This window comes from Pantoea sp. X-Soil-MYKO-1289 (genome assembly GCF_059730625.1).
On record NZ_AP036004.1, the window covers coordinates 276,460 to 301,468 of the forward strand.

Genomic DNA, 25,009 nt, shown 5'->3' on the forward strand with positions numbered 1-25,009 from the left:
ATAAAAAGCACCATATAATCGACGCGAGGATCGCGCCCGATCACTTATTAAGAGGCCGAGGATGCAGGTTTTACATGTCTGTTCAGAACTTTTTCCGCTGCTAAAAACCGGCGGGTTGGCTGATGTTGTTGGGGCATTGCCGCAGGCGCAGATTGCGGATGGTACGGATACGCGGGTGCTGCTGCCCGCTTTTCCCGATCTGCTTAAAGGGATCCCTGAAACGGAGGTGGTGGCCGAGTTGCAGACTTTCGCCGGTCCAACGCGGCTGCTGTTTGGCCATTTTAACGGCGTCGGCATCTATCTGATCGACGTGCCGACGCTCTACGATCGACCCGGCAGCCCGTATCACGATACGTCGCAGTTCGCCTATGTGGATAACTATTTGCGCTTCGCGCTGCTTGGCTGGATGGGGTGCGAAATCGCCAGCGGGCTGGATACTTACTGGCGGCCCGATATCGTTCATGCGCACGACTGGCATGCGGGTCTGACCTGCGCCTATCTGGAGGCGCGCGGACGTCCGGCAAAGTCGGTGTTTACCGTCCACAACCTGGCCTATCAGGGGCTGTTCGACGCGCGTCATCTGGAAGAGATCCAGCTGCCGAGAGCTTTCTTCGACATGCACGGGCTGGAGTTCTACGGACAGATCTCCTATCTGAAGGCGGGCCTCTTCTTCGCCGATCACATCACCGCCGTCAGCCCGACCTATGCGCATGAAATCACGCGCCCGGAGTTCGGCTACGGCATGGAATCGCTGCTGGAGCAGCGGCTGCGCGAAGGGCGTCTGAGCGGCATCCTTAACGGCGTCGATCCCGGCATCTGGGATCCGGCGCACGACCTGCTGCTGAGCGCGCGCTACAACCGCGACACGCTGGAGGCGAAGGCCGAGAACAAACGGCAGCTGCAAATCGCCATGGGGCTGAAGGTCGACGACAGCGTGCCGGTGTTCGCGGTGATCAGCCGTCTGACGCGGCAAAAAGGGCTGGACCTGGTGCTGGAGGCGCTGCCTGGCCTGCTGGCGCAGGGCGGACAGCTGGTGCTGCTCGGACAGGGCGACGCGGAGCTACAGCAGGGCTTTCTCGCCGCGGCGGCGGAGCATCCCGGCAGCGTCGGCGTGCAGATCGGCTATCACGAAGCCTTCTCGCACCGCATTGTCGGCGGCGCGGACGTCATCATGGTGCCGAGCCGCTTTGAACCCTGCGGCCTGACGCAGCTCTACGGCCTGAAATATGGCACGCTGCCGCTGGTGCGGCGCACGGGCGGCCTGGCCGATACGGTTAACGACAGTTCGCTGGAGAACCTGGCTGACGGCATCGCCAGCGGATTCAGCTTTGAAGACAGCAACGCCTGGTCGCTGCTGCGGGCGATTCGACGTGCTTTTGTATTGTGGTCGCGGCCTTCTCTCTGGCGTTACGTTCAGCGACAGGCGATGGGGATGGATTTCAGTTGGCAAGTGGCCGCGCAGGCCTACCGCGATCTTTACCAACGTTTGCTGTAACGAGAGACTGGGATAACTGATATGAATGCTCCTTTCACCTATACGTCGCCGACACTCACGGTCGAAGCGCTGAAACACTCGATTGCCTATAAGCTGATGTTCACCATAGGCAAGGATCCCTCCGTGGCGAACCAGCATGACTGGCTCAACGCCTCGCTACTGGCGGTGCGCGACCGCATGGTGGAGCGCTGGCTGCGCTCCAGCCGCGCGCAGCTGTCGCAGGATGTCCGTCAGGTCTACTACCTGTCGATGGAGTTTCTGCTGGGCCGAACGTTAGGCAACGCATTGATGGCGATGGGCATTTATGACGATCTCAATCAGGCGCTGGACGAGATGGGATTAAATCTGGCCGACCTGATGGAAGAAGAGAACGATCCCGGCCTCGGCAATGGCGGCCTCGGGCGCCTGGCCGCCTGTTTTCTCGATTCGCTCGCCACGCTGGGTCTGCCGGGACGCGGGTACGGCATCCGCTACGATTACGGCATGTTCCGGCAGAATATTATCGACGGCGAGCAGAAAGAGTCGCCCGATTACTGGCTGGAGTACGGCAATCCCTGGGAGTTCCAGCGCTACAACACGCGCTACAAAGTGCGCTTTGGCGGCCGTATCCAGCACGAAGGAGCGAAGGTGCGCTGGCTGGAAACCGAAGAGATCGTCGCGATGGCGTACGATCAAATCATCCCTGGCTTCGACACCGACGCCACCAATACGCTGCGCCTGTGGGGCGCGCAGGCGAGCAACGAGATCAACCTCGGTAAGTTCAACCAGGGCGATTACTTTGCCGCGGTAGAAGATAAAAACCATTCGGAAAACGTCTCACGCGTGCTCTATCCCGACGACTCCACCTATTCGGGACGCGAGCTGCGTCTGCGTCAGGAGTATTTTCTGGTTTCCGCCACGGTGCAGGATATTCTCAACCGCCACTGGCAGATGCACAAAACCTGGTCCAACCTTGCGGACAAAATCGCCATCCACCTGAACGATACCCATCCAGTGCTGGCGATCCCGGAGCTGATGCGTCTGTTAATCGACGAGCATAAATTCACCTGGGACGATGCGTTCGAAGTGACCTGCCAGGTCTTCTCTTACACCAACCATACGCTGATGAGCGAGGCGCTGGAAACCTGGCCGGTAGAGATGATCGGCAAGATCCTGCCGCGCCATCTCGGCATTATTTTCGAAATTAACGACTACTTCCTGAAGACCATTCAGGAGTATTACCCGGAAGACTGGGATCTGCTGTCGCGCATCTCGATCATCGATGAGAACAACGGCCGCCGCATTCGCATGGCGTGGCTGGCGGTAGTGGTGAGCCACAAAGTCAATGGCGTCTCTGAACTGCACTCCAACCTGATGGTGCAGTCGCTGTTCGCCGATTTCGCGCGTCTCTTTCCGGGCCGTTTCTGCAACAAGACCAACGGCGTGACGCCGCGTCGCTGGCTGGCGCTGGCGAACCCGGCGCTGTCGGAGCTGCTGGACGAAGAGATTGGCCGCACCTGGCGCACCGATCTTAGCCAGCTTGCCGAGCTTAACCAGCAGATCGACTATCCGGCGTTTATCGAGAAGGTGGCCGACGCCAAGTTCGATAACAAGCGTCGCCTGGCGGACTGGGTGGCGAAGAACATGGATGTGGTGCTGGATCCCCACGCCCTGTTCGACGTGCAGATCAAGCGTATCCATGAATATAAACGTCAGCTGCTGAACGTGCTGCACGTGATTACCCGCTATAACCGTATTAAAGCCGATCCGGGCGCCGACTGGGTGCCGCGCGTCAATATCTTCGCCGGCAAGGCGGCCTCGGCCTACTATACCGCTAAGCACATTATTCACCTGATCAACGACGTGGCGAGCGTGATCAACAACGATCCGCAGGTGAAGAACAAGCTGAAGGTGGTGTTTATCCCGAACTACAGCGTCAGCCTGGCGCAGATCATTATTCCGGCGGCGGATCTTTCCGAACAGATTTCCACAGCGGGCACCGAGGCGTCGGGCACCAGCAATATGAAGTTCGCGCTCAACGGCGCGCTGACCATCGGCACGCTGGACGGCGCCAACGTCGAGATGCTGGAGCACGTCGGCGAGGAGAATATCTTTATTTTCGGCAACACCACGCCGCAGGTGGAAGCCCTGCGCAGCAGCGGCTACAACCCGCGTAAATATTACGAAGAGGATGCCGAGCTGCATCAGGTGCTGACGCAGATCGCCTCCGGCGTTTTCAGTCCTCAGGAGCCAGGCCGCTACCGCAATCTGTTCGATTCGCTGGTGAACTTCGGCGACCACTATCAGCTGCTGGCGGATTACCGCAGCTATGTGGATACCCAGGATAAGGTGGATGAGCTTTACCGCAAGCCGGAAGAGTGGCAGCGCCGCGCGGCGCTGAATATCGCTAATATGGGGTACTTCTCTTCTGACCGGACCATCCAGGAGTATGCGGATGAGATTTGGCATATTAAGCCAGTGAGGCTCTGAGCGGGTTCCCGCCCGCTGGCGGGGTTGCCTGCTGCGCAAGCGGGCTTAGGTTCGCTGCGCGAACCGGCTCTGAGCGGGTTCCGCCCGCCAGGCGGCAGGGAGTTTCAGCCGCTCCGCTGCTGGCGTGCGTGTTAAGGGGCTCGCCAGCCCCTTAACAATCCCGGCTTCCGGCAGCCTCCACGCCGCGCTGCGCGCGGTCCCTTCGTTGCTTACGTCGGCCGACGGACCGCGCGGATTCGACATCCTGTCTCATGCCGCGCTCTCGCCGACGTCCTGTCGGCTCGTCCTGGCCGCCGTGCGCGCCTCAGCGTGTCAGATGCCTCGACCACACCCCCGCCTGCAACTCCTCAGCTTTTCGTTAACGGCTGTGCGGTCTGAAAGCAGTGTTCATGCTTACAGCAATAATGGTCGTCATGAAACAGATGAGACTTGCAGCGGGGGTTGTGGGGGCCATCGTAGCCGCTGAGCGGAGGAAGGATTTCAGGACGAGCGGCAGGGATGCCGCGAAGAGGCTGGCATGAGCCAGGGATGGCGAATCCAGCCGGTCCGTCAGAAATCCTGAGGGAGCGAAGGGACCCGCGCAGCGGGCGGGTGAGCTGGCCCGGGGCGCGGGTGCAGGGCCGGCGCCTACCGGCCCTGCTCGGTCGCCCGCAGCGGGCGAAATGAAACTGCCTCGCTGTTGGGCGAACGAAACCAGCACCTCAGCCCGCCTGCGCAGCAGGCAAAAAAAACGGGGCCGAAGCCCCGTTGATCTTATTTAGCTCGCCAGCGACAGGCTGGGCTTCTGGCTGTGCGTCGCCAGCCACTCCGCCACGCGCGCCTGCTGCGCTTCGTTCAGCCACATCCCTTGCTTGGTGCGTCGCCAGATAGCGTCATCCAGCTCGCGCACCCACTCGTTCTGCACCAGATAGCGCAGCTCGGCTTCATAAAAGTCGTGACCGAAATTCTCGCCCAGATCCTCAAGGCGCGTCGCGCCGTCGAGCAGCGTCTCGGTGCTGCTGCCGTAGGTGCGGGCGAAGTGACGCGCCATACCTTCGGTAATAAACGGATAACGACGACGCAGGCTGGCGGCGTAATCTTCACGCGTACCGGCGATATCGCCGCCCGGCAGCACGCAGTTTTTCGTCCATGCCGGACCGGCATTGGGGAAATACTTCGTCAGCTTCTCCAGCGCATGCTCCGCCAGCTTGCGGTAGGTGGTCAGCTTGCCGCCGAATACCGACAGCAGCGGCGCCTGGCCGTTGTCGTCGCGCACGTCCAGCGTATAGTCGCGGGTAATCGCCTGCGGTGAATCGGACTCGTCATCGCACAGCGGACGCACGCCGGAGTAGCTCCAGACCACATCGTCACGCACCAGCTGCTTTTTAAAATGGCTGTTGTAAATTTTAAGCAGATAGTCGATCTCGCTGTCGTCGATTTTGACGTTCTTCGGATCGCCTTTGTACTCGACGTCGGTGGTGCCGATAATCGAGAAGTCATCCATCCAGGGAATAACGAACACGATACGGTTGTCTTCGTTCTGCAGGATGTATGACTGCTTCTCGTTATGCACGCGCGGCACCACGATATGGCTGCCTTTAATCAGGCGGATGCCATACGGGGATTTCAGCTTCAGGCCGTCGTCAAACAGCTGTTTTACCCACGGGCCCGCCGCGTTCACCAGCGCTTTGGCGCGCCAGGTATAGGTTTTGCCGCTGTCGACATCTTCCGCTTCCACCATCCACAGGCCGCTTTCGCGCCAGGCGCGCGTCACGCGAGTGCGGGTGCGGACGTCGCCGCCACGCTTCACCACTTCCTGCGCGTTCAATACCACCAGACGGGCATCGTCTACCCAACAGTCAGAATATTCGAATCCGCGCGTGATTTCCGGCTTGAGGGCCGAATCCGCGCCAAAACGCAGGCTTTTACTGCCCGGCAGACTGGTGCGCTTGCCCAGGTGATCGTATAAAAACAGACCGGCGCGAATCATCCATGCCGGGCGCAGATGCGGACGGTGCGGCAGACGGAAGCGCATCGGGAAAGCGATATGCGGCGCCATTTTCAGCAGCACTTCGCGCTCGGCCAGCGCTTCGCTGACCAGGCGGAATTCATAGTGTTCGAGGTAGCGCAGGCCGCCGTGAATCAGCTTTGAACTGGCGGAAGAGGTCGCGCAAGCCAGGTCCCGCGCCTCCAGCATCAGCACTGACAGGCCGCGTCCTGCAGCGTCTGCTGCAATGCCGGCACCGTTGATGCCGCCGCCGATCACGATCAGGTCTTTGGTTTCCACGTCATCTCCTCCGATGTTCGGAATAGTTCATTAATGTTCGTTTTCGAGCATAATCATAATCGCAAACCAACATTGATGCCAGTGTTTAACGCTGCAAAAACATTTTTGCGTGATATAGCTAACATTCTTGTTGAGAAATAAATACAAGCCCGGACGCTTTGTCAGGTTATTGGGGCTGCTTATCGGGTTACACTAGGCGGTAATTGTGTCGTCTTAACGAGAGAATCATGGAAACCTTCGAATGCATTAACGTTCAGCAGGCCAGCGAGCATCTGGCGCAAGGCGCGCAGCTGGTCGATATTCGCGATCCGCAGAGCTTCGCGCTCGGCCATGCGGAAAATGCGCTGCACCTGAGCAACGGCAACCTTAACGCCTTTCTGGCCAGCGCCAGCCGTGAACTGCCGGTGCTGGTGATGTGCTACCACGGCAACAGCAGCAAAGGCGCCGCGCAATATCTGCTGAGTCAGGGCTTCAGCGCCGCCTACAGCATCGACGGCGGCTTCGACGCCTGGCGCGCCGCGTTTCCGACTCAGGTTGTCGCCGGCGGCGAGTGAGCCGCGCCCGATGAACAAGGAGAGTGATTAATGGTGCGCATTACCCAGTTTAATAACCCGCGCATGGCGCAGGCGTTCGTCGACTATATGGCGACGCGCGGCGTCGTGCTGCGCATCGAACAGGATGGCCATTACGTTATTCTGCTCGATGACGAGAGTCGCCTTGAAATGGTCGAAAACGAACTTCAGCAGTTCGTGCGCCAGCCGGACCATCCTCGCTATCAGGCCGCCAGCTGGCATACCGGCGACACCAAAAGCGGCCTGCGCTACGAGCGTAGCAATCTGTGGGGCAATATTCGCGATCGCGCCGGTCCGCTCACCATGACCGTGCTTTTTGCCTGTGTCGCGGTGTTTATCCTGATGCAGATTTTTGGCGATCAGACGGTGCTGCTGTGGCTGAGCTGGCCGGACGGCCCGGGCCAGTATCTCCAGGTATGGCGCTGGTTCAGCCACGCGCTGCTGCACTTTTCGCTGCTGCATATCCTGTTTAACCTGATGTGGTGGTGGTATCTCGGCGGCGCGGTGGAGAAGCGGCTCGGCAGCGGCAAGCTGTTTGTGATTATGCTGATCTCGGCGCTGCTCAGCGGTTTCGTACAGGCGAAATTTAGCGGCATCTGGTTCGGCGGTTTGTCGGGCGTGGTCTATGCGCTGATGGGCTACTGCTGGCTGCGCGGCGAGCGCGACCCTGAAAGCGGCGTCTATCTGGAACGCGGACTAATTGGTTTTGCTATCGTGTGGCTGGTCATCGGCTGGTATGGCGCGTTCGGGCTCGCTATCGCCAACGGCGCTCACGTCGCCGGTCTGCTGGTCGGGCTGGCGATGGCGTTTGTCGATACCCGTGCAGTGCGGCGCCGTTAGCGCCGGATAAGAAAAGAAAACAGGAGAGTAATGTGAAGCAGACGCAACGTCATGACGCCATTATCGATCTGGTCCGGCGTCAGGGATATGTCAGTACCGAAGAGCTGGTAGAACATTTTGAGGTAAGCCCGCAAACCATTCGCCGCGATCTCAACGACCTCGCCGATCAGAATAAAATTCAGCGTCATCACGGCGGCGCGGCGCTGCCTTCCAGCTCTGAAAATACCGCCTGGCAGGAACGTAAGATGATGTGGTCGGCGGAGAAAGCGCGCATCGCCGAACGCGTCGCCAGCGAAATTCCAGACGGCGCGACCTTATTTATCGATATCGGCACCACGCCGGAAGCGGTGGCCTATGCGCTGCTGAATCATAAAAATCTGCGCGTGGTGACCAACAATATCAACGTGGCCACGCTGCTGATGTGCAAGCCCGATTTTCGGCTGATTATCGCAGGCGGCGAGGTGCGCACGCGCGACGGCGGCATTATGGGCGAAGCGACGCTCGACTTTATCTCTCAGTTCCGCCTCGATTACGGCATTCTCGGCATCAGCGGCATCGATATGGACGGGTCGCTGCTGGAGTTCGACTATCACGAGGTGCGCACCAAGCGCGCCATTATCGAAAACTCACGCTGCGTGATGCTGGTGGTCGACCATTCGAAGTTCGGCCGCAACGCGATGGTGAATCTCGGCAATATGGGCCTGATCGACCAGCTCTATACTGACAAGCAGCCGCCCGCCAGCATTATGAAGGTGATCGAGCAGCATGAGGTGCAGCTCGAACTCTGCTGATTAAGTCTCTTTCGCCTCTGCGCTGTCGCGAGCGGTATCGCCTTAACCTGGGCTATATCGCTCGCTGATTTCAAAACCCGCCTTTTTCTTTGTTTCCTGTCGATTTTTTCCCCGCTGCCGTCTTTACTTAATGCTCAGTTTGCCTGTGCGCAGACGTTCATCACACCGCAACTCAACGGCTTTGGATTAAGACGCTAAGGGGAGAGCATGAAAGAGAGCGCACTGGATCGCGCGGCAGTCGCCGCCGGAATTTCCCTCACCTACACCAACGCCAAAGGCGAGCCGGAAGCGATCGGCGACGACACCAAAAGGGCGCTGCTCGCGGTTATGGGCGACGCTCGGCAAGAGAAGGGCGCGCCGCTGCCGCCGGTGCAGGTTTTTAGCGGCGGCGCGGCGCGGCAGCTCAATCCGCAAGGGCGCGGCCGCTATCAGTGGCGGCTGCGCAGCGAAAAAGGCCGCGAGTTTAGCGGCGAACTTGAGGCAGGCGAGCCATTTATGCTGCCGTCGCCGCTCGGACACGGCTATCACCAGCTGACGCTGAGCAAGGGCAAAAAAGCGTGGCAGACGCGCATTATCCTGACGCCGCGCCGCTGCTGGCTACCGGCGCCGCTGCGCAACGGCGAGAAGCGCTGGGGGGCGCTGGTGCAGCTCTATACCGTGCGCTCCACCGATAACTGGGGCATCGGCGATTTCGGCGATCTGCAGCAGTTTCTGGAACAGGTGGCGCAGCAGGGCGGCGACTTCGTCGGGCTCAATCCGCTGCACGCGCTCTATCCCGCGACGCCCGATTTCGCCAGCCCTTACAGTCCCTCATCGCGCCGCTGGCTGAACATTATCTATATCAGCGTGGCGCAGCTGGAGGATTTCCAGCAGAGCGCGGCGGCGCAAAAGTGGTGGAAAGCGGCGAAAACCCAGCGCGCGCTGGCGAAGGCGCGCGAGAGCGAATTTGTCGATTACGCCGCGGTGATGGCGCTGAAGCTCGCCGCGCTGCGTCACGCCTGGGCGCAGTTCAGCCTGCGCGCGGAAGATGACGCGCAGCGGCAGGCGTTCGCCGCGTTTGTGCGCGACGGCGGCGACAGCCTGCGCTATCAGGCGGCCTACGACGGCCTGCAGGCGGAGCGGAGCGCCGAAGATGCGGACGCCTGGGGTTGGCCAGCCTGGCCGGAAGGCTGGCGCAACAGCCAGTCGCCTGAGGTGCAGCGCTGGTGCGAAAGCCACGAAGAGGAGATCGCCTTCTGGCAGTGGCTGCAGTGGCTGGCGCAAAACCAGTTCGCTCAGTGCTGGGCGCGCAGTCAGGCGCTGAAGATGACGGTGGGGCTCTATCGCGATCTGGCGGTAGGCGTGGCGGAAGGCAGCGCGGAGACCTGGCACGATCCTGAGCTTTATCGCCTTGAGGCGTCGGTCGGCGCGCCGCCGGATCGCCTCGGACCGCTGGGACAGAACTGGGGCCTGCCGCCGATGGATCCGCACGTGATGCGCGCGCGCGGCTATCAGCCTTTTATCGACATGCTGCGCGCCAATATGCGCGACTGCGGCGCGCTGCGCATCGATCACGTGATGGCGCTGCTGCGGCTATGGTGGGTGCCGAAAGGAGAGACCGCCGATAAAGGCGCCTACGTCAGCTATCCGGTGCATGACCTGCTGGGCATTCTGGCGCTGGAGAGCCAGCGGCATCGCTGCATGGTGATCGGCGAAGATCTCGGCACGGTGCCGCCGGAAATCGTCGGTCTGCTGCGCGCCAGCGGCGTTTTCTCATGGAAGGTGATGTGGTTCGAGCAGCAGCGCGACGGCAGCTATCGCCTGCCCGGCGACTATCCGCGTCAGTCGATCGCCAGCGCCAGCACGCACGATCTGCCGACGCTGACCGGCTTCTGGGACGCGGGCGATTTCGCGCTGGGAGAAAAGCTCAAGCTCTATCCCAGCAAGGAGGTGCTGCAATCGCTGCATGAACAGCGCGCAAAACAGAAGCAGGCGCTGCTGGATGCGCTGCATCAGGCGGGCGTGATGCCGGCGCGCAGCGCGCGTCAGGCGGACAAGCTGGCGATGACGCCCGCGCTTAATCTGGCGATGCATAAGTTTCTCGCCGCGACCGGCAGCGCGCTGCTGGGGCTGCAGCCAGAAGACTGGACAGGAATGACCACGCCGGTAAACGTGCCCGGCACCGTCGATCAATATCCCAACTGGCGACGCAAGCTGGCGCAGCCGCTGGAGGCGATCTTTACGGATAAAGCGGTGACAAAGCTATTGAAGGCGGTAAGTCAGACGCGCAAAGGGGAGTAGCGAACGGCGCGCGACAGTCAGCGACTGTCGCGCGGAGGCGATTAGTAGTAGGAGTGCTCGCCGCGCTGGTGCTCGGTGAGATCGCGCACGCCTTTCAGATCGGGGAAAGCGGCCAGCAGCTCTTTCTCGATGCCGTCTTTCAGGGTGACGTCGATCATCGAGCAGCCGTTACAGCCGCCGCCGAACTGCAGAATGGCGAAACCGTCGTCGGTAATCTCCATCAGCGACACGCGACCGCCGTGACCGGCCAGCTGCGGGTTGATCTGCGCCTGCAGCAGATACTCGACGCGTTCCGTCAGCGGCGCGTCGTCAGAGACTTTGCGCATTTTGGCGTTCGGCGCTTTCAGCGTCAGCTGCGAACCGAGATTGTCGGTGACGAAGTCGATTTCGGCGTCTTCGAGGTAAGGCGCGCTCAGTTCGTCAACGTAGGCTGAAAGCTTCTCGAACTTCAGCTCCGTGTCGGTCGCTTCTACCGCGTCTGGCGGACAGTAAGAGACGCCGCACTCGGCGGTTGGCGTACCCGGGTTAATGACGAATACGCGGATCTGGGTGCCATCTTCCTGTTTTGACAGCAGTTTAGAGAAGTGCTCCTGGGCAGAGTCTGTAATTCGGATCATGGCAATTGCTCAATAGTTGACTAATTTAGTTGGTTATAATACGCCCATCACCGACGCTCTACAAGGTACGGCACAGGCACCAGATTTGTACGCTGGCCGCGCCGTGCGCCAGCAAAATGCGGCTGATCTCTCCCACGGTATGACCCGTTGTCACCACATCGTCTAGTAGCGCGATATGGCGCCCGCGCACGGCGATTTCAAGGCGGAAGGCGCCGCGCACGTTGCCGCGACGCTGCGAGGCGCGCAGTCGGTGCTGCAGCGCGCCGCGTCGCCTGCGGCGGACGCCGTCGCGGAATTCGCAGCCCAGCCAGCGCGCCAGCGGCTGCGCCAGCAGCGCCGCCTGATTGTAGCCGCGTCGGCAGGCGCGGCTTTTATGCAGCGGCACGCACAGCAGCAAATCCGGGCGCGTCAGCCCGCGCGTGCGGTGAGCGTTTAGCCAGCTTAGCAAAAGCAGCCGCGCCAGCATCACCCTGAGTGCGGTTACGCGGCAAAACTTCAGCTGATGCACCCAGCGGCGCAGCGGCGGTTGATAGTCGCCGACGCAGACCAGCGCCTGCCACGCGGGCGGCGAACGCAGACAGCGGCCGCAGGCGACACGAGACGATCCGGCCGGCAGGCCGCAGCGCGGACAGAGGATCGGCGGCGGCGGCAGGGCGCGCAGGCAGACGCTGCATAAGCCGTGCGCCGCGACGCGCAGCGGCAGCTGGCATAGCCAACAGAGGGCGGGCATTGGTAGCATAGCGGCCTCCTTAACCTTTTTACGGGATAGTAACTGATGACCTCGCTTTACTGGCGCACCTGCGGAGAAGGGAATGTGGATCTTGTGCTGCTGCACGGATGGGGCCTGAACGCCGAGGTGTGGCAAAGCATCGTGCCGCGACTCAGCCCCCATTTTCGCCTGCACCTGGTCGATCTGCCGGGCTATGGCCGCAGTCAGGCGTTCGGCGCGCTTTCGCTGGCGGAGATGGCGCAGCGGCTGCTGCCGCATCTGCCGCCGCGCGCGCTGCTGCTGGGCTGGTCGCTGGGCGGGCTGGTGGCGACCGAACTGGCGCTGCGCGCGCCGCAGCAGATCGCGGGAGCGATCAGCGTCGCCTCTTCGCCCTGTTTTACCGCTGGCGAAGAGTGGCCAGGCATCAAGCCGGAGACCCTGGCGACCTTTCGCGCGCAGCTTAACAGCGATTTCCAGCGCACCTTCGAGCGCTTCCTGGCGCTGCAGACGCTGGGCACCGACAGCGCGCGGCAGGACGCGCGCCGCTTAAAAGAGGTGGTGCTGGCGCAGCCGATGCCGCCGGTGGCGGTGCTGGATAGTGGGCTGGCGATCCTGCGCGAGGTGGATCTGCGCAGTCGGCTGTCTCACCTCGAGATGCCGTTTCTGCGTCTCTATGGCGCGCTGGACGGTCTGGTGCCGCGTCGTATCGCCTCATTGCTCGACGCCGCGCTGCCCGCGTCGCCTTCCATCGTGATGGAAAAAGCCGCGCACGCGCCCTTTATTTCGCATCCAGAGGCCTTCTGTCAGCATATTCTTGATTTCAGACAGGAGTTTTACCGTTAAACCGGACGCGAAGCTGGCAATTTTCTCATCAGCGACAATACTTTTCGGGTAGGCATGGCCGCTTAATGATGTGAATTATCCAGGGAGAGGATGATGCCGTTCCATCTCGCCTGACGCATCCGGCGTCTGCTTACATCTCACATAACGGAAATGAATGAGGGGTACTGTAATGAAGGTGATGAAATGGGTTGTAGCTTCTATGGTAATGGGCGCAGTGTCGTTTTCGGCGGTTGCGGCCAAGGAAGTGACCAAAGAAGAAGTGAAAAAGATGAATCTTCAGAAGATCGGTACGGTGAACACCACGGCGGAAACCACCTCGCCAATGGACGCCAAACGCGAACTTTCTAAACAGGCTGATGAAAAAGGAGGCAAATACTTCCTGGTGATCGCGGGCCGTGAACACGGCAAATTCAGCGCCACCGCGGAAGTCTATAAGTAATCAGCTACGCAGCCAGACAAATTGCCAGGCATCCAGCGTAAGCGGCTGGGTGCCATCAATTTTCTTATCCGTAATCACATCCTGAAAAAGTCGCGCCTCCGGCAGTTTCGCCTCCACCCTTTTTGCGCTCAGATTAAACACGCACAGCAGACCGCTATCCTCCTGCTGCGGATCGTGACGCCTCAGCACCAGTAGCGCGTTGTCGCTGTCGTAGAGCCTCATTGGGTTATCGGGATGAAAAGCGGGCTGGCGCGTGCGCAGCTGGATGAGCCGACTGAGGCGGGTATAGATGGCGTGGCGCAGGCTATCGCCGTCCGCCAGCGCCGCTTCAATCATCTTCAGGTCGAACTTCTGGCGGTTGATGGCGCGGTTGTGGCCCGCGGCTTTAACCCCTTCGTAGTCGTTGCGCGAGCCGAGAATGCTCTGAATATAGATAGCGGGCACGCCGGGGAAGGCCAGCAGAATCGCGTGCGCCAGCAGAAAGCGACGCAGGCGCGTCTCGTCGTCGTCGTTCTGGTGATTGAGGGCGTCAAGATAGGTGACGTTGATCTCATAGGGGCTAGTGGTGCCGTCGGGATTGTTTTTATAGGAGACCAGCGCCCCTTCCAGCGCCAGGTCGCGCACCAGCGCCACAATCTCCACCTCGGAGAGAATGCCGCGCGCCGGATTAAGCCCGATGCCGTCGTGCGACGCGAGAAAGTTAAAGAAGGTGGTGCCGCCTTTGCCGTGCTCCAGCGCGCCCGCCCACTGGCGCAGCGCGCGTCCGGAGCCGGAATGGATGGCGTGCAGCACCAGCGGCGGCAGGGAAAACTGATAGACCATCTGCGCTTCGTCATGCCCGTCGCCGAAGTAGCTGACGTTGTCTTTATGCGGCACGTTGGTTTCCGTGATGATCACCGTGCCGGGCGCGACCAGGTCGGCAATGGCGCGGAACAGCTTCACCAGCAAATGGGTTTTTTCCAGATGGATGCAGCGCGTGCCGGGCGTTTTCCACATATAGCCGACGGCGTCGAGGCGCACATAGTCCGCCCCTTTTTGCAGGTAGTCGAGCAGCACCTCCACCATGCGGATCAGCACCTCGGGATTGCCGAAGTTAAGATCGATCTGATCGGCGCTGAAGGTGGTCCAGATAAAGCGCATTTCGCCGTTCGCCATCTCGAACGGCGTCAGCAGCGGCGAGGTGCGCGGCCGCGTCACGCCGCTGAGATCGGTGGCGGGCGGCATGCTGATAAAGAAGTCGTCCCAGCCGGGATCGAGCGCCAGATAGTGTTTAAACCAGGCGCTGTGCGCCGACATATGGTTGCAGACAAAGTCGAACATCAGGCGCGTTTCCTGATGCAGCCTGGCGACATCCGCCCAGTCGCCGCACAGCGGGTTGACCTGATGGTAATCGATGACGGAAAAGCCGTCGTCGGAGGAGTAGGGGAAAAAGGGCAGCAGATGCACCAGCGGAAAAGTGGACTGCAGATGCTGCTGGTAAAAGCGGGAGAAGCTTTGCAGCGTCGGCACCTCCGCTTCGCGGAACTGATCGGCGTAGGTGATCAGCACCACGTCCTGTTCGTCCCAGTGCGCCTTGCGCGGCAGCTTAGTCGCGTCGCGCGCGGCGGCGATATGGCTCAGCAGACGCTCGCGCGCCGCCTGAGGAAAGGTATCGGCATAGATTTTATCGAGCAGCGCTGTGATCGTTTCCATCGCGAATTGGGTGCCACGTCCCGGGTTGTTTTTTATGCAGGCGTGTTTTCAGCGTAGCGTTAAGAGAGGGATTTTCAACTTTACAGAGGAGGTTACGCGCGCCCGACCCAGAATAAGTCGGGCGCGCGCAGGATTTAGCGTTTTTTGCCGAACGCCGCCGCCAGCGCATCGCCCATCGCGCTGTTGCCTGCGGGCTGGCTGTTCTGGCGCGCGCGCGGCTTCGCGCCGCCGGCCGGACGCGCACCGTCGCGCGGGGCGCCGCGGGCGCTGCTGCGCGCGTTGCTGTCGCCCGGCTGCTCATCCAGACGCATGGTGAGCGCGATACGCTTGCGCGGCAGATCGACCTCCAGCACTTTCACCTTCACGATATCGCCCGCTTTCACCACCTGATGCGGATCCTCGACGAACTTGTCCGACAGCGAGGAGATATGCACCAGGCCATCCTGATGCACGCCGATATCGACAAAGGCGCCGAAGTTGGTGACGTTGGTCACCGCGCCTTCCAGCACCATGCCCGGCAGCAGATCGTTAAGGGTTTCGACCCCTTCGGCGAACTGCGCGGTTTTAAACTCAGGGCGCGGGTCGCGGCCCGGTTTTTCCAGCTCTTTGATAATGTCGGTGACGGTCGGCAGGCCGAAGCGATCGTCGGTGAAGTCGACCGCCTTAACGTTGCGCAGGCTGCTGGGGTTGCCCATCAGATCCTGTAGCGCCTGCTCGGTCGCCGCCAGGATACGCTCCACCACCGGGTAGGCTTCCGGGTGTACCGTCGAGGCGTCGAGCGGGTTGTCGCCGTGGTTGATGCGCAGGAAGCCCGCGCACTGTTCAAAGGCTTTGGGGCCAAGACGGCTCACCTTGAGCAGCTGCTGGCGATTCTGGAAGCGGCCGTTTTCGTCGCGCCAGCTGACGATATTCTGCGCCATCATGCGCGTCAGACCGGCGACGCGCGTCAGCAGCGGCACCGAGGCGGTGTTGAGATCGACGCCGACGGCGTTCACGCAGTCTTCCACCACCGCGTCCAGCTTCTTCGCCAGCTGGCTCTGACTGACGTCGTGCTGATACTGGCCGACGCCGATCGATTTCGGATCGATTTTCACCAGCTCCGCCAGCGGATCCTGCAGGCGTCGCGCAATAGAGACCGCGCCGCGCAGCGAGACGTCGAGGTTCGGAAACTCCAGCGCCGCCAGCTCCGAGGCGGAATAGACCGAGGCGCCCGCTTCGCTGACGATCACTTTCTGTGCGGTCACGTGCGGATACTGTTTCTGCACCTCGAGGAAGAAGCGCTCTGTCTCGCGCGAGGCGGTGCCGTTACCGATCGCCACCAGCTCGACCTGATGTTTCGCGCAGAGCGCGGCGACCACGGTAGCGGCTTTAGCCGCCTGGCCGGTATGCGGATAAATAGTATCGGTCGCGACCAGCTTGCCGGTGGCGTCCACCACCGCGACCTTCACGCCGGTACGCAGGCCAGGATCGAGGCCCATCGTGGCGCGCATGCCCGCCGGCGCCGCCATCAGCAGATCGTGCAGGTTGCGGGCGAATACGTTGATCGCTTCGTCTTCGGCGCGCTCGCGCACCGTGCCCATCAGCTCCGTCTCCAGATGCAGCATCACCTTGATACGCCAGGTCCAGCTCACCACCGCTTTACGCCAGGCGTCGGCCGGCGCGCCGTTGAGGCGCAGGTTGAGATGCTCGGCGATCAGCGTTTCGCCATAGCTTTCGCGCGGCGGCTCGTCGAACTGGGGATCGGCGTTGAGGGAGAGCTGCAGCACGCCCTCGTTACGGCCGCGCAGCATCGCCAGCGCGCGGTGCGACGGCACGCTGTGCAGCGCTTCGTGATGATCGAAGTAGTCGCGGAATTTAGCCCCTTCCTGCTCTTTGCCTTCCACCACGCGCGACACCAGATGCGCGTTTTTCCACAGGTAATCGCGCACCTTCGCCAGCAGCGCGGCGTCTTCGGCGAAGCGCTCCATCAGGATATAGCGCGCGCCGTCTAGCGCGGCGCGCACGTCGGCGACGCCTTTATCGGCATCGACATACTGCGCGGCCAGCTGTTCGGGATCCTGCGACGCGTCCTGCCACAGGCTCTCGGCCAGCGGCTGCAGGCCGGCTTCAATGGCGATCTGGCCGCGGGTGCGGCGCTTGACTTTATAGGGCAGGTAGAGGTCTTCGAGTTCGGTTTTGTTCAGCGTGGCGTTGATGGCGCTGGCGAGTTCGTCGGTGAGTTTGCCCTGATCGTTAATGGACTTCAGAATCGACTGGCGGCGATCTTCCAGTTCGCGCAGGTAGCCGAGACGCGTCTCCAGCTGGCGCAGTTGGGTGTCGTCCAGACCGCCGGTCACCTCTTTACGATAGCGTGCGATAAACGGCACGGTGTTCCCTTCGTCCAGCAGACGCACGGCGGCTTCAACTTGCTCCGCACGCGCCTGCAGCTCACTGGCAATAATGTGGCTGAGATCTTTCATCATCGATTCTGTCTTGCTTACAGGGTTAAAAAACAGGGGACAGTTATACGGACTGAAAAGTGAAATTGCCAGCGATGGGGCCGGCTTTCAGCGATATTCTGAATCAGGCGTCCGGATAGGAAATCTCGTTGACGTACCAGAGCGCAGGCCCCAGCGGCGTCTCTACCGTCACGGCGTCGCCCGGCTCTTTTTTCAGCAGCGCGCGCGCCATCGGCGAGTCGATAGAGATGTAGTCTTTGCGGCCGAAAATCTCGTCGTAGCCGACGATGCGAAAGCGTTTGACCTCGCCCTCGTCATTCTCTACCTCTACCCAGGCGCCGAAGAAGACTTTGCCGTCCTGCTGCGGCGAATAGTCCACGATGCGCAGCGACTCAAGGCTTTTTGTCAGATAACGTACGCGCCGATCGATTTCGCGCAGGCGTTTTTTGTTGTACTGGTAGTCGGCGTTTTCGCTGCGATCGCCGAGGCTGGCGGCCCAGGTCACTTTTTTCGTCACTTCGGGACGCTCTTCGCGCCAGAGATAGTCAAGCTCGGCCTTTAGCTTGTCAAAGCCTTCACGGGTGATCAGTCGGGTTTTCATGCGTAGCGACTCGGAAGCGGAAAAGCAGGCAGTGTAAAGCAAAGCAGGCGCGGCAAAAAAGAGTCGGGGAACAGGTTTTCAACAGTGAAAACCCTTTGTGTCGTTCCCCGGTGGCGAAAGGGGCAGGTACAAAAAGAGAAAACGGCTTAAAGCGTTATTTTCCCGCCACGGTTGAGGTGGTGGTTGAAGAGGAGGTGCCTTTGTCGCCGCCGCCAGCGGTCGCCAGCGCCACGCCGAGCAGCGCAGCCACGGCGCCGACGCCGATAGCGTTAGAGTTGCCCTGCGCGGTGGTTGACGCCTGCGCGCCGGCGGCTTCGCCGGTTGCGGTCGCCGCGAAAGCCGGATTCAGAACGAGGGTGGCCAGCGCACCCAGCACTAACAACGTTTTTTTCATTATTGCTTTCCCTGTAGTGAAGCGAGTGAAAGCAGTGTGGTGCAATTCACATAAGGCGGAAAGATAGCTTTACTGATTGATTTACAGGACTTTATTTTTGAATGGTCTGAATCTCTGCAACAATGGCGCAAATCCGAGAGAAGCCTGCGGCACGGCGCGCCAGGGCTGATATTTTATGCTGTTGGCCAGCTGAGTTGACGGGAATCGCGGCCGCTCCGTCAGGCGACGAATGGCGCTAAAGTCAAATTGCGCGTTAACTGGTTGATCTGCAAGTTTGATTAATCCAGGGCGCGATTTTGCGGCCGTCGATAGCGAGAAAAAGCGCCTGACTTTCAGATTTGCCGTAAGCGGAATAAAAGACGCTTAAGGATGTGATTTTGCACTAAAGGCTGCGATAAAATTAAAGATAAGCTCCTGTTTAATATGCTTTGTAACAATTTCGGCTAGAATATAAACCATTAATGACTGTCACAGACAGACAACTTTTTTTAACAATATCGGCTCAGGCAATGGCGCCTTTGGGAGTAGAAAATGCAAGAGAACTACAAAATTCTGGTCGTTGATGACGATATGCGTTTGCGTGCGCTGCTGGAACGCTATCTCACCGAACAGGGCTTTCAGGTGCGCAGCGTCGCCAACGCCGAGCAGATGGATCGTCTGCTGACCCGTGAATCCTTTCATCTGATGGTGCTGGATCTGATGCTGCCGGGCGAAGATGGCCTGTCGATTTGCCGTCGTCTGCGCAGCCAGAGCAATCCGATGCCGATCATTATGGTGACGGCGAAAGGCGAAGAGGTCGACCGTATCGTCGGGCTGGAGATCGGCGCCGACGACTATATTCCGAAGCCGTTCAACCCGCGCGAGCTGCTGGCGCGCATTCGCGCCGTGCTGCGCCGTCAGGCCAACGAGCTGCCGGGCGCTCCTTCGCAGGAAGAGGCGGTGATCGCATTCGGCAAGTTCAAGCTGAATCTCGGCACGCGCGAAATGTTCCGCGAAGATGAGCCGATGCCGCTCACCAGCGGCGAGTTTGCGGTGCTGAAGGCGCTGGTCAGCCACCCGCGCGAACCGCTGTCGCGCGACAAGCTGATGAACCTGGCGCGCGGACGCGAATACAGCGCGATGGAACGCTCTATCGACGTGCAGATCTCGCGCCTGCGCCGCATGGTGGAAGAAGATCCGGCGCATCCGCGCTATATCCAGACGGTCTGGGGCCTGGGCTACGTATTCGTTCCGGACGGTTCTAAAGCATGAGGCGACTGCGCTTCTCGCCTCGCAGCTCATTTGCCCGCACCCTGCTGTTGATCGTGACCCTGCTGTTCGTCAGCCTGGTGACGACCTATCTGGTGGTGCTCAACTTCGCCATTCTTCCCAGCCTGCAGCAGTTCAACAAGGTGCTGGCGTATGAAGTGCGCATGTTGATGACCGACCGGCTGCAGCTGGAAGACGGCACGCAGCTGGAAGTGCCGCCCGCGTTTCGCCGCGAGATCTACCGCGAGCTGGGGATTTCGCTGTATACCAACGCGGCAGCCGAAGAGAGCGGGTTGCGCTGGGCGCAGCACTATGAATTCCTGAGCGAGCAGATGGGCCAGCAGCTTGGCGGGCCGACCGACGTGCGCGTCGAGGTCAATAAAAACTCGCCGGTGGTCTGGCTGAAAACCTGGCTGTCGCCTGACATCTGGGTGCGCGTGCCGCTGACTGAAATCCATCAGGGCGACTTCTCGCCGCTGTTCCGCTATACGCTGGCGATTATGCTGCTGGCGATTGGCGGCGCCTGGCTGTTTATCCGTATTCAGAACCGGCCGCTGGTGGATCTGGAGCACGCGGCGCTGCAGGTCGGCAAGGGCATTATTCCGCCGCCGCTGCGCGAGTACGGCGCCTCGGAGGTGCGTTCGGTGACGCGCGCCTTTAACCAGATGGCCTCCGGCGTTAAGCAGCTGGCGGACGACCGCACGCTGCTGATGGCGGGCGTCAGCCACGACCTGCGCACGCCGCTGACGCGCATTCGTCTCGCTACCGAGATGATGGGCGAGGAGGATGGCTATCTCGCCGAGTCGATCAATAAAGATATCGAAGAGTGCAACGCCATTATCGAGCAGTTCATCGACTATCTGCGCACCGGCCAGGAGATCCAGACCGAGCGCGCCGATCTCAACAGCGTACTGGGCGAAGTGGTGGCGGCCGAAAGCGGCTACGAGCGCGAGATTGAGAACGCCGTGATGCCGGAAGAGCTGATGCTGGATATCAACCCGCTGTCGATCAAGCGCGCGGTGGCGAACCTGGTGGTGAACGCGGCGCGCTACGGCAACGGCTGGATCAAGGTGAGCAGCGGTCGCGAACTGCACCGCGCGTGGTTTCAGGTCGAGGATGACGGCCCGGGCATCAAGCCGGAACAGCTGACGCACCTGCTACAGCCCTTTGTCCGCGGCGACAGCGCGCGCAGCACCAGCGGCACCGGCCTTGGGCTGGCGATTGTGCAGCGCATTATCGATGCGCATCAGGGATCGCTGGAAATTGGCGAGAGCGAGCGCGGCGGGTTGCGCATTCGCGCCTGGCTGCCGCTAACGGAGCAGAGCGCGCCGGGCAGCATCAGCGCGGCGCAAAGCTAAAACAGGCGCGGCGATCGCCGCGCCTGAAGGCTTACAGTACCGGACCTGCTTTAACCAGCGCGGCGCCCGCCGCGTTGTCGGTATACTTCTCGAAGTTAGTGATGAAGCGCTGCGCCAGATCGCGCGCCGCTTCCAGCCACTTCTCCTCGCTTTCCCAGCTGCTGCGCGGATCGAGCGTGGCGGCGTCGAGCTGGCCCAGCGCTTTCGGCACCTGCAGGTTGAACACCGGCAGCGTCTCGGTTTCGGCATCGTCCAGTTCGCCCGCCAGAATCGCGTTGATAATGGCGCGCGTATCCTTCAGCGAAATGCGTTTGCCGCTGCCGTTCCAGCCGGTATTGACCAGGTACGCCTGCGCGCCCGCGGCCTGCATGCGCTTCACCAGCACCTCGGCGTACTGCGTCGGATGCAGCGTCAGGAAGGCGGCGCCGAAGCAGGCGGAGAAGGTCGGCGTCGGCGCGGTGACGCCGCGCTCGGTGCCGGCCAGCTTGGCGGTAAAGCCGGAGAGGAAGTGATACTGCGTCTGCTCAGGCGTCAGGCGCGACACCGGCGGCAGCACGCCGAAGGCGTCGGCGGTCAGGAAAATCACTTTCTTCGCGTGGCCCGCTTTCGACACCGGACGCACGATATTGTCGATATGATCGATCGGGTAGGAGACGCGGGTGTTCTCGGTCTTGCTGTCGTCGTCATAATCGACGCTGCCGTCTTCGCGCACCACGACGTTCTCCAGCAGCGCATTGCGGCGGATAGCGCGATAGATTTCCGGCTCGGCCTGCTCAGAGAGTTTGATGGTCTTGGCGTAGCAGCCGCCTTCGAAGTTGAAAACGCCGTCGTCGTCCCAGCCGTGCTCGTCGTCGCCAATCAGCTGGCGTTCCGGATCGGTGGAAAGCGTGGTTTTGCCGGTGCCGGACAGGCCGAAGAACACCGCCACATCGCCCGCTTTGCCGACGTTGGCCGAGCAGTGCATCGAGGCGATGCCGCGCAGCGGCAGCAGGTAGTTCATCACCGCGAACAGCCCTTTTTTCATCTCGCCGCCGTACCAGGTGCCGCCGATCAGCTGCATCCCTTCGGTCAGGTTGAACGCCACGAAGTTTTCCGAGTGCAGCCCCTGCGCCTGCCAGTTGGGGTTGGTGCATTTCGCCCCGTTCAGCACCACAAAGTCAGGTTTAAAGGCGGCCAGCTCGCTTTCGCTCGGCTGAATAAACATGTTTTTGACGAAATGCGCCTGCCAGGCCACTTCGGTGACGAAGCGCACGCTGAGGCGTGAATCGGCGTTGGCGCCGCAGAATGCGTCGACCACAAACAGACGCTTGCCGGAAAGCTGTTCGGTCACGCAGGCTTTCAGCTGCTGCCAGGTCTCCTGCGACAGCGGCTGGTTGTCGTTTTTGCCTGTTCCTTGATCGTTCCACCACAGCGTGTCGCGGGTGGTGTCGTCGCGGACGATATATTTATCCTTGGGCGAGCGGCCGGTAAAAATGCCGGTATCGACCGCCACTGCGCCGCTTTGCGTCAGGGTGCCGCGCGCATAACCTTCCAGCTCGGGACGGAGTTCTTCGGTAAACAGCGTATCGAAATCGGGGTTGTGGACCACTTCGGTGGTGCCCTCGATGCCCAAAGCGGCAAGATCTTGCGAGGTCAGGCCGGTAACGCGCATGTGACTGCTCCTTAAATCGTTTTGGTACTGCACAGGCGAATAGTTATAGGTGCCGCGCAAGCCGTCCGCGTGCTGCTGGGCGGATGCACGATCGCGCGCAGTGTACTCTTCTGAGCCTGTGGGAAAAGCGTTGTCCGTCAGAAATGCGAACCAGGGCGCGTTAAGCAGTAAAAAGAGCCGCTTTTGAAACTAAAGTTAGCGGGGGCGGGTTATTTTACTTTGTAAATTAAGGGGATATCGCAGGAGAGAAAAGGGCGGCGAGGCCGCCCGAAGATAAATCAGTGGATGCTGTCGCTGTTTTCGCCTTCCGCGCCGCCTTTGCGGATCGCCGCAATGTCGACCGCGTCGTAGACGTAGTGCGTGCCGCAGTAGTCGCAGTGCATATCGACCTGGCCATCCTCTTCGATGATCTCGTCGACTTCGTGCTGAGGCAGGGTTTTCAGCACTTCGCCGCAGCGTTCGCGCGAGCAGGTGCACTTAAAGCTTACCGGCTGCGGATCGAATACCGTCGCCTCTTCCTGATGATAGAGGCGCCACAGGACGTCGGTCGCTGGCAGATCGATCAGCTCTTCGCTCTTCACGGTTTCGGTCAGCGTCGCCAGGTGGTTGAAGTCTTCGGTCTGGGTATCCTGCGCCGGCAGCACCTGCAGCAGAATGCCTGCGGCGCCTTTTTCATTGGTGCGAATAAACAGGCGGGTCGGCAGCTGTTCGGAGCGCATAAAATAGTCTTCCAGGCAGGCGGCCAGCGTTTCGCCTTCCAGGCCTACCACGCCCTGATAGCGCTCGCCTTTCTCCGGCGAAATGGTGATCGCCAGATAGCCGGTGCCGACCATGCTTTTCAGGGTGGCGTCCGCTGGAATCTCGCCCTTCACGCGCGCTACGCCGCGCAGCTCCTGGCGGTTATTGCCGTTGATGACCGCCAGCGAGAGCGGGCCGTCGCCCTGCAGCTGCACCGTGATATCGCCGTCGAATTTCAGCGTGGCGGTCAGCAGGCTGGTCGCGACCAGCAGCTCGCCGAGCAGCGTCTGCACCGGGGCCGGATAGTCATGGTTTTTGATGATTTCCTGCCAGGTGTGGCTGACATTCACCAGCTCGCCGCGTACGGCCACATTCTCAAACAGGTAACGAAGCAGTTGATCTTGTACAGACATAAATTTTCTCTCGTTGGGGCTAGGCCTGGTCGTCGCCCGTTAATTTAAATTTCATCAAATCGCGGCGCTCTTTTTTATCGGGGCGGCGATCGGGATGCGGCATGGTGAGCGCGTTCATTTTACGCGCCAGCGCCACCTTTTCCCGTTTTTCAATGCTGGCGGCGGTTTCGCTGTAGAGCTGCTGCGCCACGTCGGCCGGACCGCGCTTATCGCTCAGCGCGGTGACGATCACGGTGCGCTCGTCGTTGCCCTGGCGCAGCGTCAGCTCCGCCTCCAGCTCGACCAGCTTGCTCGGTTTGCTGCGCTGGCCGTTGTAGTGCACTTTGCCGCCTTCAATCATGTCGCGCGCCAGCGAGCGCGTTTTATAGAAGCGCGCCGCCCAGAGCCATTTGTCGAGGCGCACGCCTTCGCTGCTTTTCTCTTTCATTGCTGCTCCCGTTTACGCCAGCGCGCTGCACAGGGTGCGATAGTCGCGGACCGCCGCGTGACGCTGGAAGACCTGATCGGGACGCCCGGAGTCAGGGTTGCTGACGCCTAAACACCAGCCGATGCCCCAGCTTTTCGCCGCGTCGAGAATGGTCTCGTTGTCATCAATAAACAGCGTTCGCGGACGATCAAATCCGGTATGCTGCTCCACCGCCTGCCACAAGCGCGGGTCCTCTTTCGGATACCCAAAGGTATGGGTGGAAAGTAATAAATCAAGGTGCGGCGCAAGGCCGGTCTGCGCCAGTTTGATATCCAGGTTATAAGGATGGGCGTTGGTCAGCAGAATGGTGCGTTTTCCCGCCCGACGCAGCGCCTGCAAAAAGGGCACCGTATCTTCGCGCATCGCCGGCAGGCTACGCTTCGCATAGGTCATGGCGCGAATATCCAGCGCCAGCTCCGTCGCCCAGTAGTCCAGACAATACCAGTTTAGCGTATGCGCCACCGCCTGGTACTTTCCGGCGATCAGCGCCTCCGCCTCCGCCAGTGTAATGCCGCGCGTTTCGCTCAGCGTTAGCGGCACATGCTCCAGCCAAAAATGGCGGTCGAACGCCAGGTCCAGCAGCGTGCCGTCCATATCCAGCAGCACGGTATCGATTTGCGCCCAGTTCAGCGTCATCAGGCAGGTTCTCCGATAAAAAGCGGGCGACAGGGTAGCACAGAAAGAGGCGG

Annotated in this window: 22 protein-coding genes; 10 read left to right on the forward strand and 12 right to left on the reverse strand. The window is 60.8% G+C overall.

Annotated features, from left to right (window positions below; translation table 11 throughout):
- The first annotated feature begins 61 nt into the window (after nt 1–61).
- Entirely contained in the window at nt 62–1,495 is a 1,434-nt protein-coding gene (glgA, locus tag AC6I7Z_RS01260) for a glycogen synthase GlgA (RefSeq protein WP_497812891.1), read from the forward strand.
- A gap of 21 nt (nt 1,496–1,516) precedes the next feature.
- A complete protein-coding gene (gene glgP, locus AC6I7Z_RS01265) occupies nt 1,517–3,964 on the forward strand; it encodes a glycogen phosphorylase (RefSeq protein ID WP_497812892.1) in 2,448 nt (815 codons plus the stop codon).
- A 45-nt stretch (nt 3,965–4,009) separates the two neighbouring features.
- Here the strand turns inward: glgP and AC6I7Z_RS01270 are convergent, their stop codons facing one another.
- Both AC6I7Z_RS01270 and glpD read right to left on the reverse strand, forming a co-directional pair.
- Nucleotides 4,010–4,207 carry a hypothetical protein gene (locus AC6I7Z_RS01270; protein WP_497812893.1) on the reverse strand — a complete coding sequence of 66 codons (198 nt, stop codon included), beginning with the start codon at nt 4,205–4,207 and terminating at the stop codon, nt 4,010–4,012.
- A 514-nt stretch (nt 4,208–4,721) separates the two neighbouring features.
- Nucleotides 4,722–6,230, reverse strand: coding sequence for a glycerol-3-phosphate dehydrogenase (gene glpD / locus AC6I7Z_RS01275; protein ID WP_497812894.1), 1,509 nt, complete (start codon nt 6,228–6,230; stop codon nt 4,722–4,724).
- 227 nt (nt 6,231–6,457) lie between these two features.
- Between glpD and glpE the strand changes: the two genes are divergently transcribed.
- The 4 genes from glpE to malQ all read left to right on the forward strand — a co-directional run bounded on the left by glpE (nt 6,458) and on the right by malQ (nt 10,713).
- Complete coding sequence (gene glpE, locus AC6I7Z_RS01280; protein ID WP_033753152.1) at nt 6,458–6,784, forward strand: thiosulfate sulfurtransferase GlpE; 327 nt, start codon at nt 6,458–6,460, stop codon at nt 6,782–6,784.
- 33 nt (nt 6,785–6,817) lie between these two features.
- Complete coding sequence (gene glpG / locus AC6I7Z_RS01285) at nt 6,818–7,642, forward strand: rhomboid family intramembrane serine protease GlpG (protein ID WP_497815378.1); 825 nt, start codon at nt 6,818–6,820, stop codon at nt 7,640–7,642.
- A 32-nt stretch (nt 7,643–7,674) separates the two neighbouring features.
- On the forward strand, nt 7,675–8,433 hold the full coding sequence (locus AC6I7Z_RS01290) for a DeoR/GlpR family transcriptional regulator (RefSeq protein ID WP_033753150.1): 759 nt from the start codon (nt 7,675–7,677) through the stop codon (nt 8,431–8,433).
- 207 nt (nt 8,434–8,640) lie between these two features.
- Nucleotides 8,641–10,713 carry a 4-alpha-glucanotransferase gene (gene malQ, locus AC6I7Z_RS01295; RefSeq protein ID WP_497812895.1) on the forward strand — a complete coding sequence of 691 codons (2,073 nt, stop codon included), beginning with the start codon at nt 8,641–8,643 and terminating at the stop codon, nt 10,711–10,713.
- Between the two features lie 41 nt (nt 10,714–10,754).
- Here the strand turns inward: malQ and nfuA are convergent, their stop codons facing one another.
- The gene (nfuA, locus tag AC6I7Z_RS01300; RefSeq protein WP_497812896.1) at nt 10,755–11,330 is read right to left on the reverse strand and encodes a Fe-S biogenesis protein NfuA; all 576 of its coding nucleotides are present in this window, start codon (nt 11,328–11,330) and stop codon (nt 10,755–10,757) included.
- A 58-nt stretch (nt 11,331–11,388) separates the two neighbouring features.
- Nucleotides 11,389–12,069 carry a DNA utilization protein GntX gene (gene gntX, locus AC6I7Z_RS01305; protein ID WP_497812897.1) on the reverse strand — a complete coding sequence of 227 codons (681 nt, stop codon included), beginning with the start codon at nt 12,067–12,069 and terminating at the stop codon, nt 11,389–11,391.
- 36 nt (nt 12,070–12,105) lie between these two features.
- Between gntX and bioH the strand changes: the two genes are divergently transcribed.
- Entirely contained in the window at nt 12,106–12,882 is a 777-nt protein-coding gene (gene bioH, locus AC6I7Z_RS01310; protein WP_497812898.1) for a pimeloyl-ACP methyl ester esterase BioH, read from the forward strand.
- 169 nt (nt 12,883–13,051) lie between these two features.
- A complete protein-coding gene (locus AC6I7Z_RS01315) occupies nt 13,052–13,321 on the forward strand; it encodes a YdgH/BhsA/McbA-like domain containing protein (protein WP_033753138.1) in 270 nt (89 codons plus the stop codon).
- On the opposite strand, the gene AC6I7Z_RS01320 is transcribed toward AC6I7Z_RS01315, so the two are convergent.
- From AC6I7Z_RS01320 to yjbE, 4 genes are all read right to left on the reverse strand, one after another.
- Nucleotides 13,322–15,013, reverse strand: a complete 1,692-nt coding sequence (locus tag AC6I7Z_RS01320) for an alpha-amylase family glycosyl hydrolase (protein ID WP_497812899.1) — start codon at nt 15,011–15,013, stop codon at nt 13,322–13,324.
- A 134-nt stretch (nt 15,014–15,147) separates the two neighbouring features.
- The gene (locus tag AC6I7Z_RS01325; protein ID WP_497812900.1) at nt 15,148–17,475 is read right to left on the reverse strand and encodes a Tex family protein; all 2,328 of its coding nucleotides are present in this window, start codon (nt 17,473–17,475) and stop codon (nt 15,148–15,150) included.
- A gap of 100 nt (nt 17,476–17,575) precedes the next feature.
- Nucleotides 17,576–18,052 carry a transcription elongation factor GreB gene (gene greB, locus AC6I7Z_RS01330; protein WP_048781651.1) on the reverse strand — a complete coding sequence of 159 codons (477 nt, stop codon included), beginning with the start codon at nt 18,050–18,052 and terminating at the stop codon, nt 17,576–17,578.
- Nucleotides 18,053–18,206: 154 nt separating this feature from the next.
- Nucleotides 18,207–18,446, reverse strand: a complete 240-nt coding sequence (gene yjbE, locus AC6I7Z_RS01335; RefSeq protein WP_434124831.1) for an exopolysaccharide production protein YjbE — start codon at nt 18,444–18,446, stop codon at nt 18,207–18,209.
- Nucleotides 18,447–18,977: 531 nt separating this feature from the next.
- Between yjbE and ompR the strand changes: the two genes are divergently transcribed.
- Nucleotides 18,978–19,697 carry an osmolarity response regulator transcription factor OmpR gene (gene ompR / locus AC6I7Z_RS01340; protein ID WP_001157751.1) on the forward strand — a complete coding sequence of 240 codons (720 nt, stop codon included), beginning with the start codon at nt 18,978–18,980 and terminating at the stop codon, nt 19,695–19,697.
- Nucleotides 19,694–21,052 carry a two-component system sensor histidine kinase EnvZ gene (envZ, locus tag AC6I7Z_RS01345; protein ID WP_497812901.1) on the forward strand — a complete coding sequence of 453 codons (1,359 nt, stop codon included), beginning with the start codon at nt 19,694–19,696 and terminating at the stop codon, nt 21,050–21,052. Before ompR ends, envZ begins: the two co-directional genes overlap by 4 nt.
- Before the next feature lie 31 nt (nt 21,053–21,083).
- On the opposite strand, the gene pckA is transcribed toward envZ, so the two are convergent.
- The 4 genes from pckA to yrfG form a co-directional block, all read right to left on the reverse strand.
- Entirely contained in the window at nt 21,084–22,703 is a 1,620-nt protein-coding gene (gene pckA, locus AC6I7Z_RS01350; RefSeq protein ID WP_033753526.1) for a phosphoenolpyruvate carboxykinase (ATP), read from the reverse strand.
- 278 nt (nt 22,704–22,981) lie between these two features.
- Nucleotides 22,982–23,854, reverse strand: a complete 873-nt coding sequence (gene hslO / locus AC6I7Z_RS01355) for an Hsp33 family molecular chaperone HslO (protein ID WP_497812902.1) — start codon at nt 23,852–23,854, stop codon at nt 22,982–22,984.
- A 19-nt stretch (nt 23,855–23,873) separates the two neighbouring features.
- Entirely contained in the window at nt 23,874–24,281 is a 408-nt protein-coding gene (gene hslR, locus AC6I7Z_RS01360; protein ID WP_033753111.1) for a ribosome-associated heat shock protein Hsp15, read from the reverse strand.
- Between the two features lie 12 nt (nt 24,282–24,293).
- Nucleotides 24,294–24,956, reverse strand: coding sequence for a GMP/IMP nucleotidase (yrfG, locus tag AC6I7Z_RS01365; protein ID WP_497812903.1), 663 nt, complete (start codon nt 24,954–24,956; stop codon nt 24,294–24,296).
- Nucleotides 24,957–25,009: the final 53 nt, after the last annotated feature.

What these genes read in the sequence shown, in the direction of transcription:
- hslO (WP_497812902.1), bottom strand. Translation starts at nt 23,854, where the DNA reads ATGTCTGTACAAGATCAACTGCTTCGTTACCTGTTTGAGAATGTGGCC.
- glpE (WP_033753152.1), top strand. Translation starts at nt 6,458, where the DNA reads ATGGAAACCTTCGAATGCATTAACGTTCAGCAGGCCAGCGAGCATCTG.
- AC6I7Z_RS01315 (WP_033753138.1), top strand. Translation starts at nt 13,052, where the DNA reads ATGAAGGTGATGAAATGGGTTGTAGCTTCTATGGTAATGGGCGCAGTG.
- bioH (WP_497812898.1), top strand. Translation starts at nt 12,106, where the DNA reads ATGACCTCGCTTTACTGGCGCACCTGCGGAGAAGGGAATGTGGATCTT.
- AC6I7Z_RS01325 (WP_497812900.1), bottom strand. Translation starts at nt 17,475, where the DNA reads ATGATGAAAGATCTCAGCCACATTATTGCCAGTGAGCTGCAGGCGCGT.
- yrfG (WP_497812903.1), bottom strand. Translation starts at nt 24,956, where the DNA reads ATGACGCTGAACTGGGCGCAAATCGATACCGTGCTGCTGGATATGGAC.
- glgA (WP_497812891.1), top strand. Translation starts at nt 62, where the DNA reads ATGCAGGTTTTACATGTCTGTTCAGAACTTTTTCCGCTGCTAAAAACC.
- nfuA (WP_497812896.1), bottom strand. Translation starts at nt 11,330, where the DNA reads ATGATCCGAATTACAGACTCTGCCCAGGAGCACTTCTCTAAACTGCTG.
- ompR (WP_001157751.1), top strand. Translation starts at nt 18,978, where the DNA reads ATGCAAGAGAACTACAAAATTCTGGTCGTTGATGACGATATGCGTTTG.
- yjbE (WP_434124831.1), bottom strand. Translation starts at nt 18,446, where the DNA reads ATGAAAAAAACGTTGTTAGTGCTGGGTGCGCTGGCCACCCTCGTTCTG.
- gntX (WP_497812897.1), bottom strand. Translation starts at nt 12,069, where the DNA reads ATGCTACCAATGCCCGCCCTCTGTTGGCTATGCCAGCTGCCGCTGCGC.
- pckA (WP_033753526.1), bottom strand. Translation starts at nt 22,703, where the DNA reads ATGCGCGTTACCGGCCTGACCTCGCAAGATCTTGCCGCTTTGGGCATC.
- glgP (WP_497812892.1), top strand. Translation starts at nt 1,517, where the DNA reads ATGAATGCTCCTTTCACCTATACGTCGCCGACACTCACGGTCGAAGCG.
- greB (WP_048781651.1), bottom strand. Translation starts at nt 18,052, where the DNA reads ATGAAAACCCGACTGATCACCCGTGAAGGCTTTGACAAGCTAAAGGCC.
- malQ (WP_497812895.1), top strand. Translation starts at nt 8,641, where the DNA reads ATGAAAGAGAGCGCACTGGATCGCGCGGCAGTCGCCGCCGGAATTTCC.
- hslR (WP_033753111.1), bottom strand. Translation starts at nt 24,281, where the DNA reads ATGAAAGAGAAAAGCAGCGAAGGCGTGCGCCTCGACAAATGGCTCTGG.
- AC6I7Z_RS01270 (WP_497812893.1), bottom strand. Translation starts at nt 4,207, where the DNA reads ATGTCGAATCCGCGCGGTCCGTCGGCCGACGTAAGCAACGAAGGGACC.
- envZ (WP_497812901.1), top strand. Translation starts at nt 19,694, where the DNA reads ATGAGGCGACTGCGCTTCTCGCCTCGCAGCTCATTTGCCCGCACCCTG.
- AC6I7Z_RS01320 (WP_497812899.1), bottom strand. Translation starts at nt 15,013, where the DNA reads ATGGAAACGATCACAGCGCTGCTCGATAAAATCTATGCCGATACCTTT.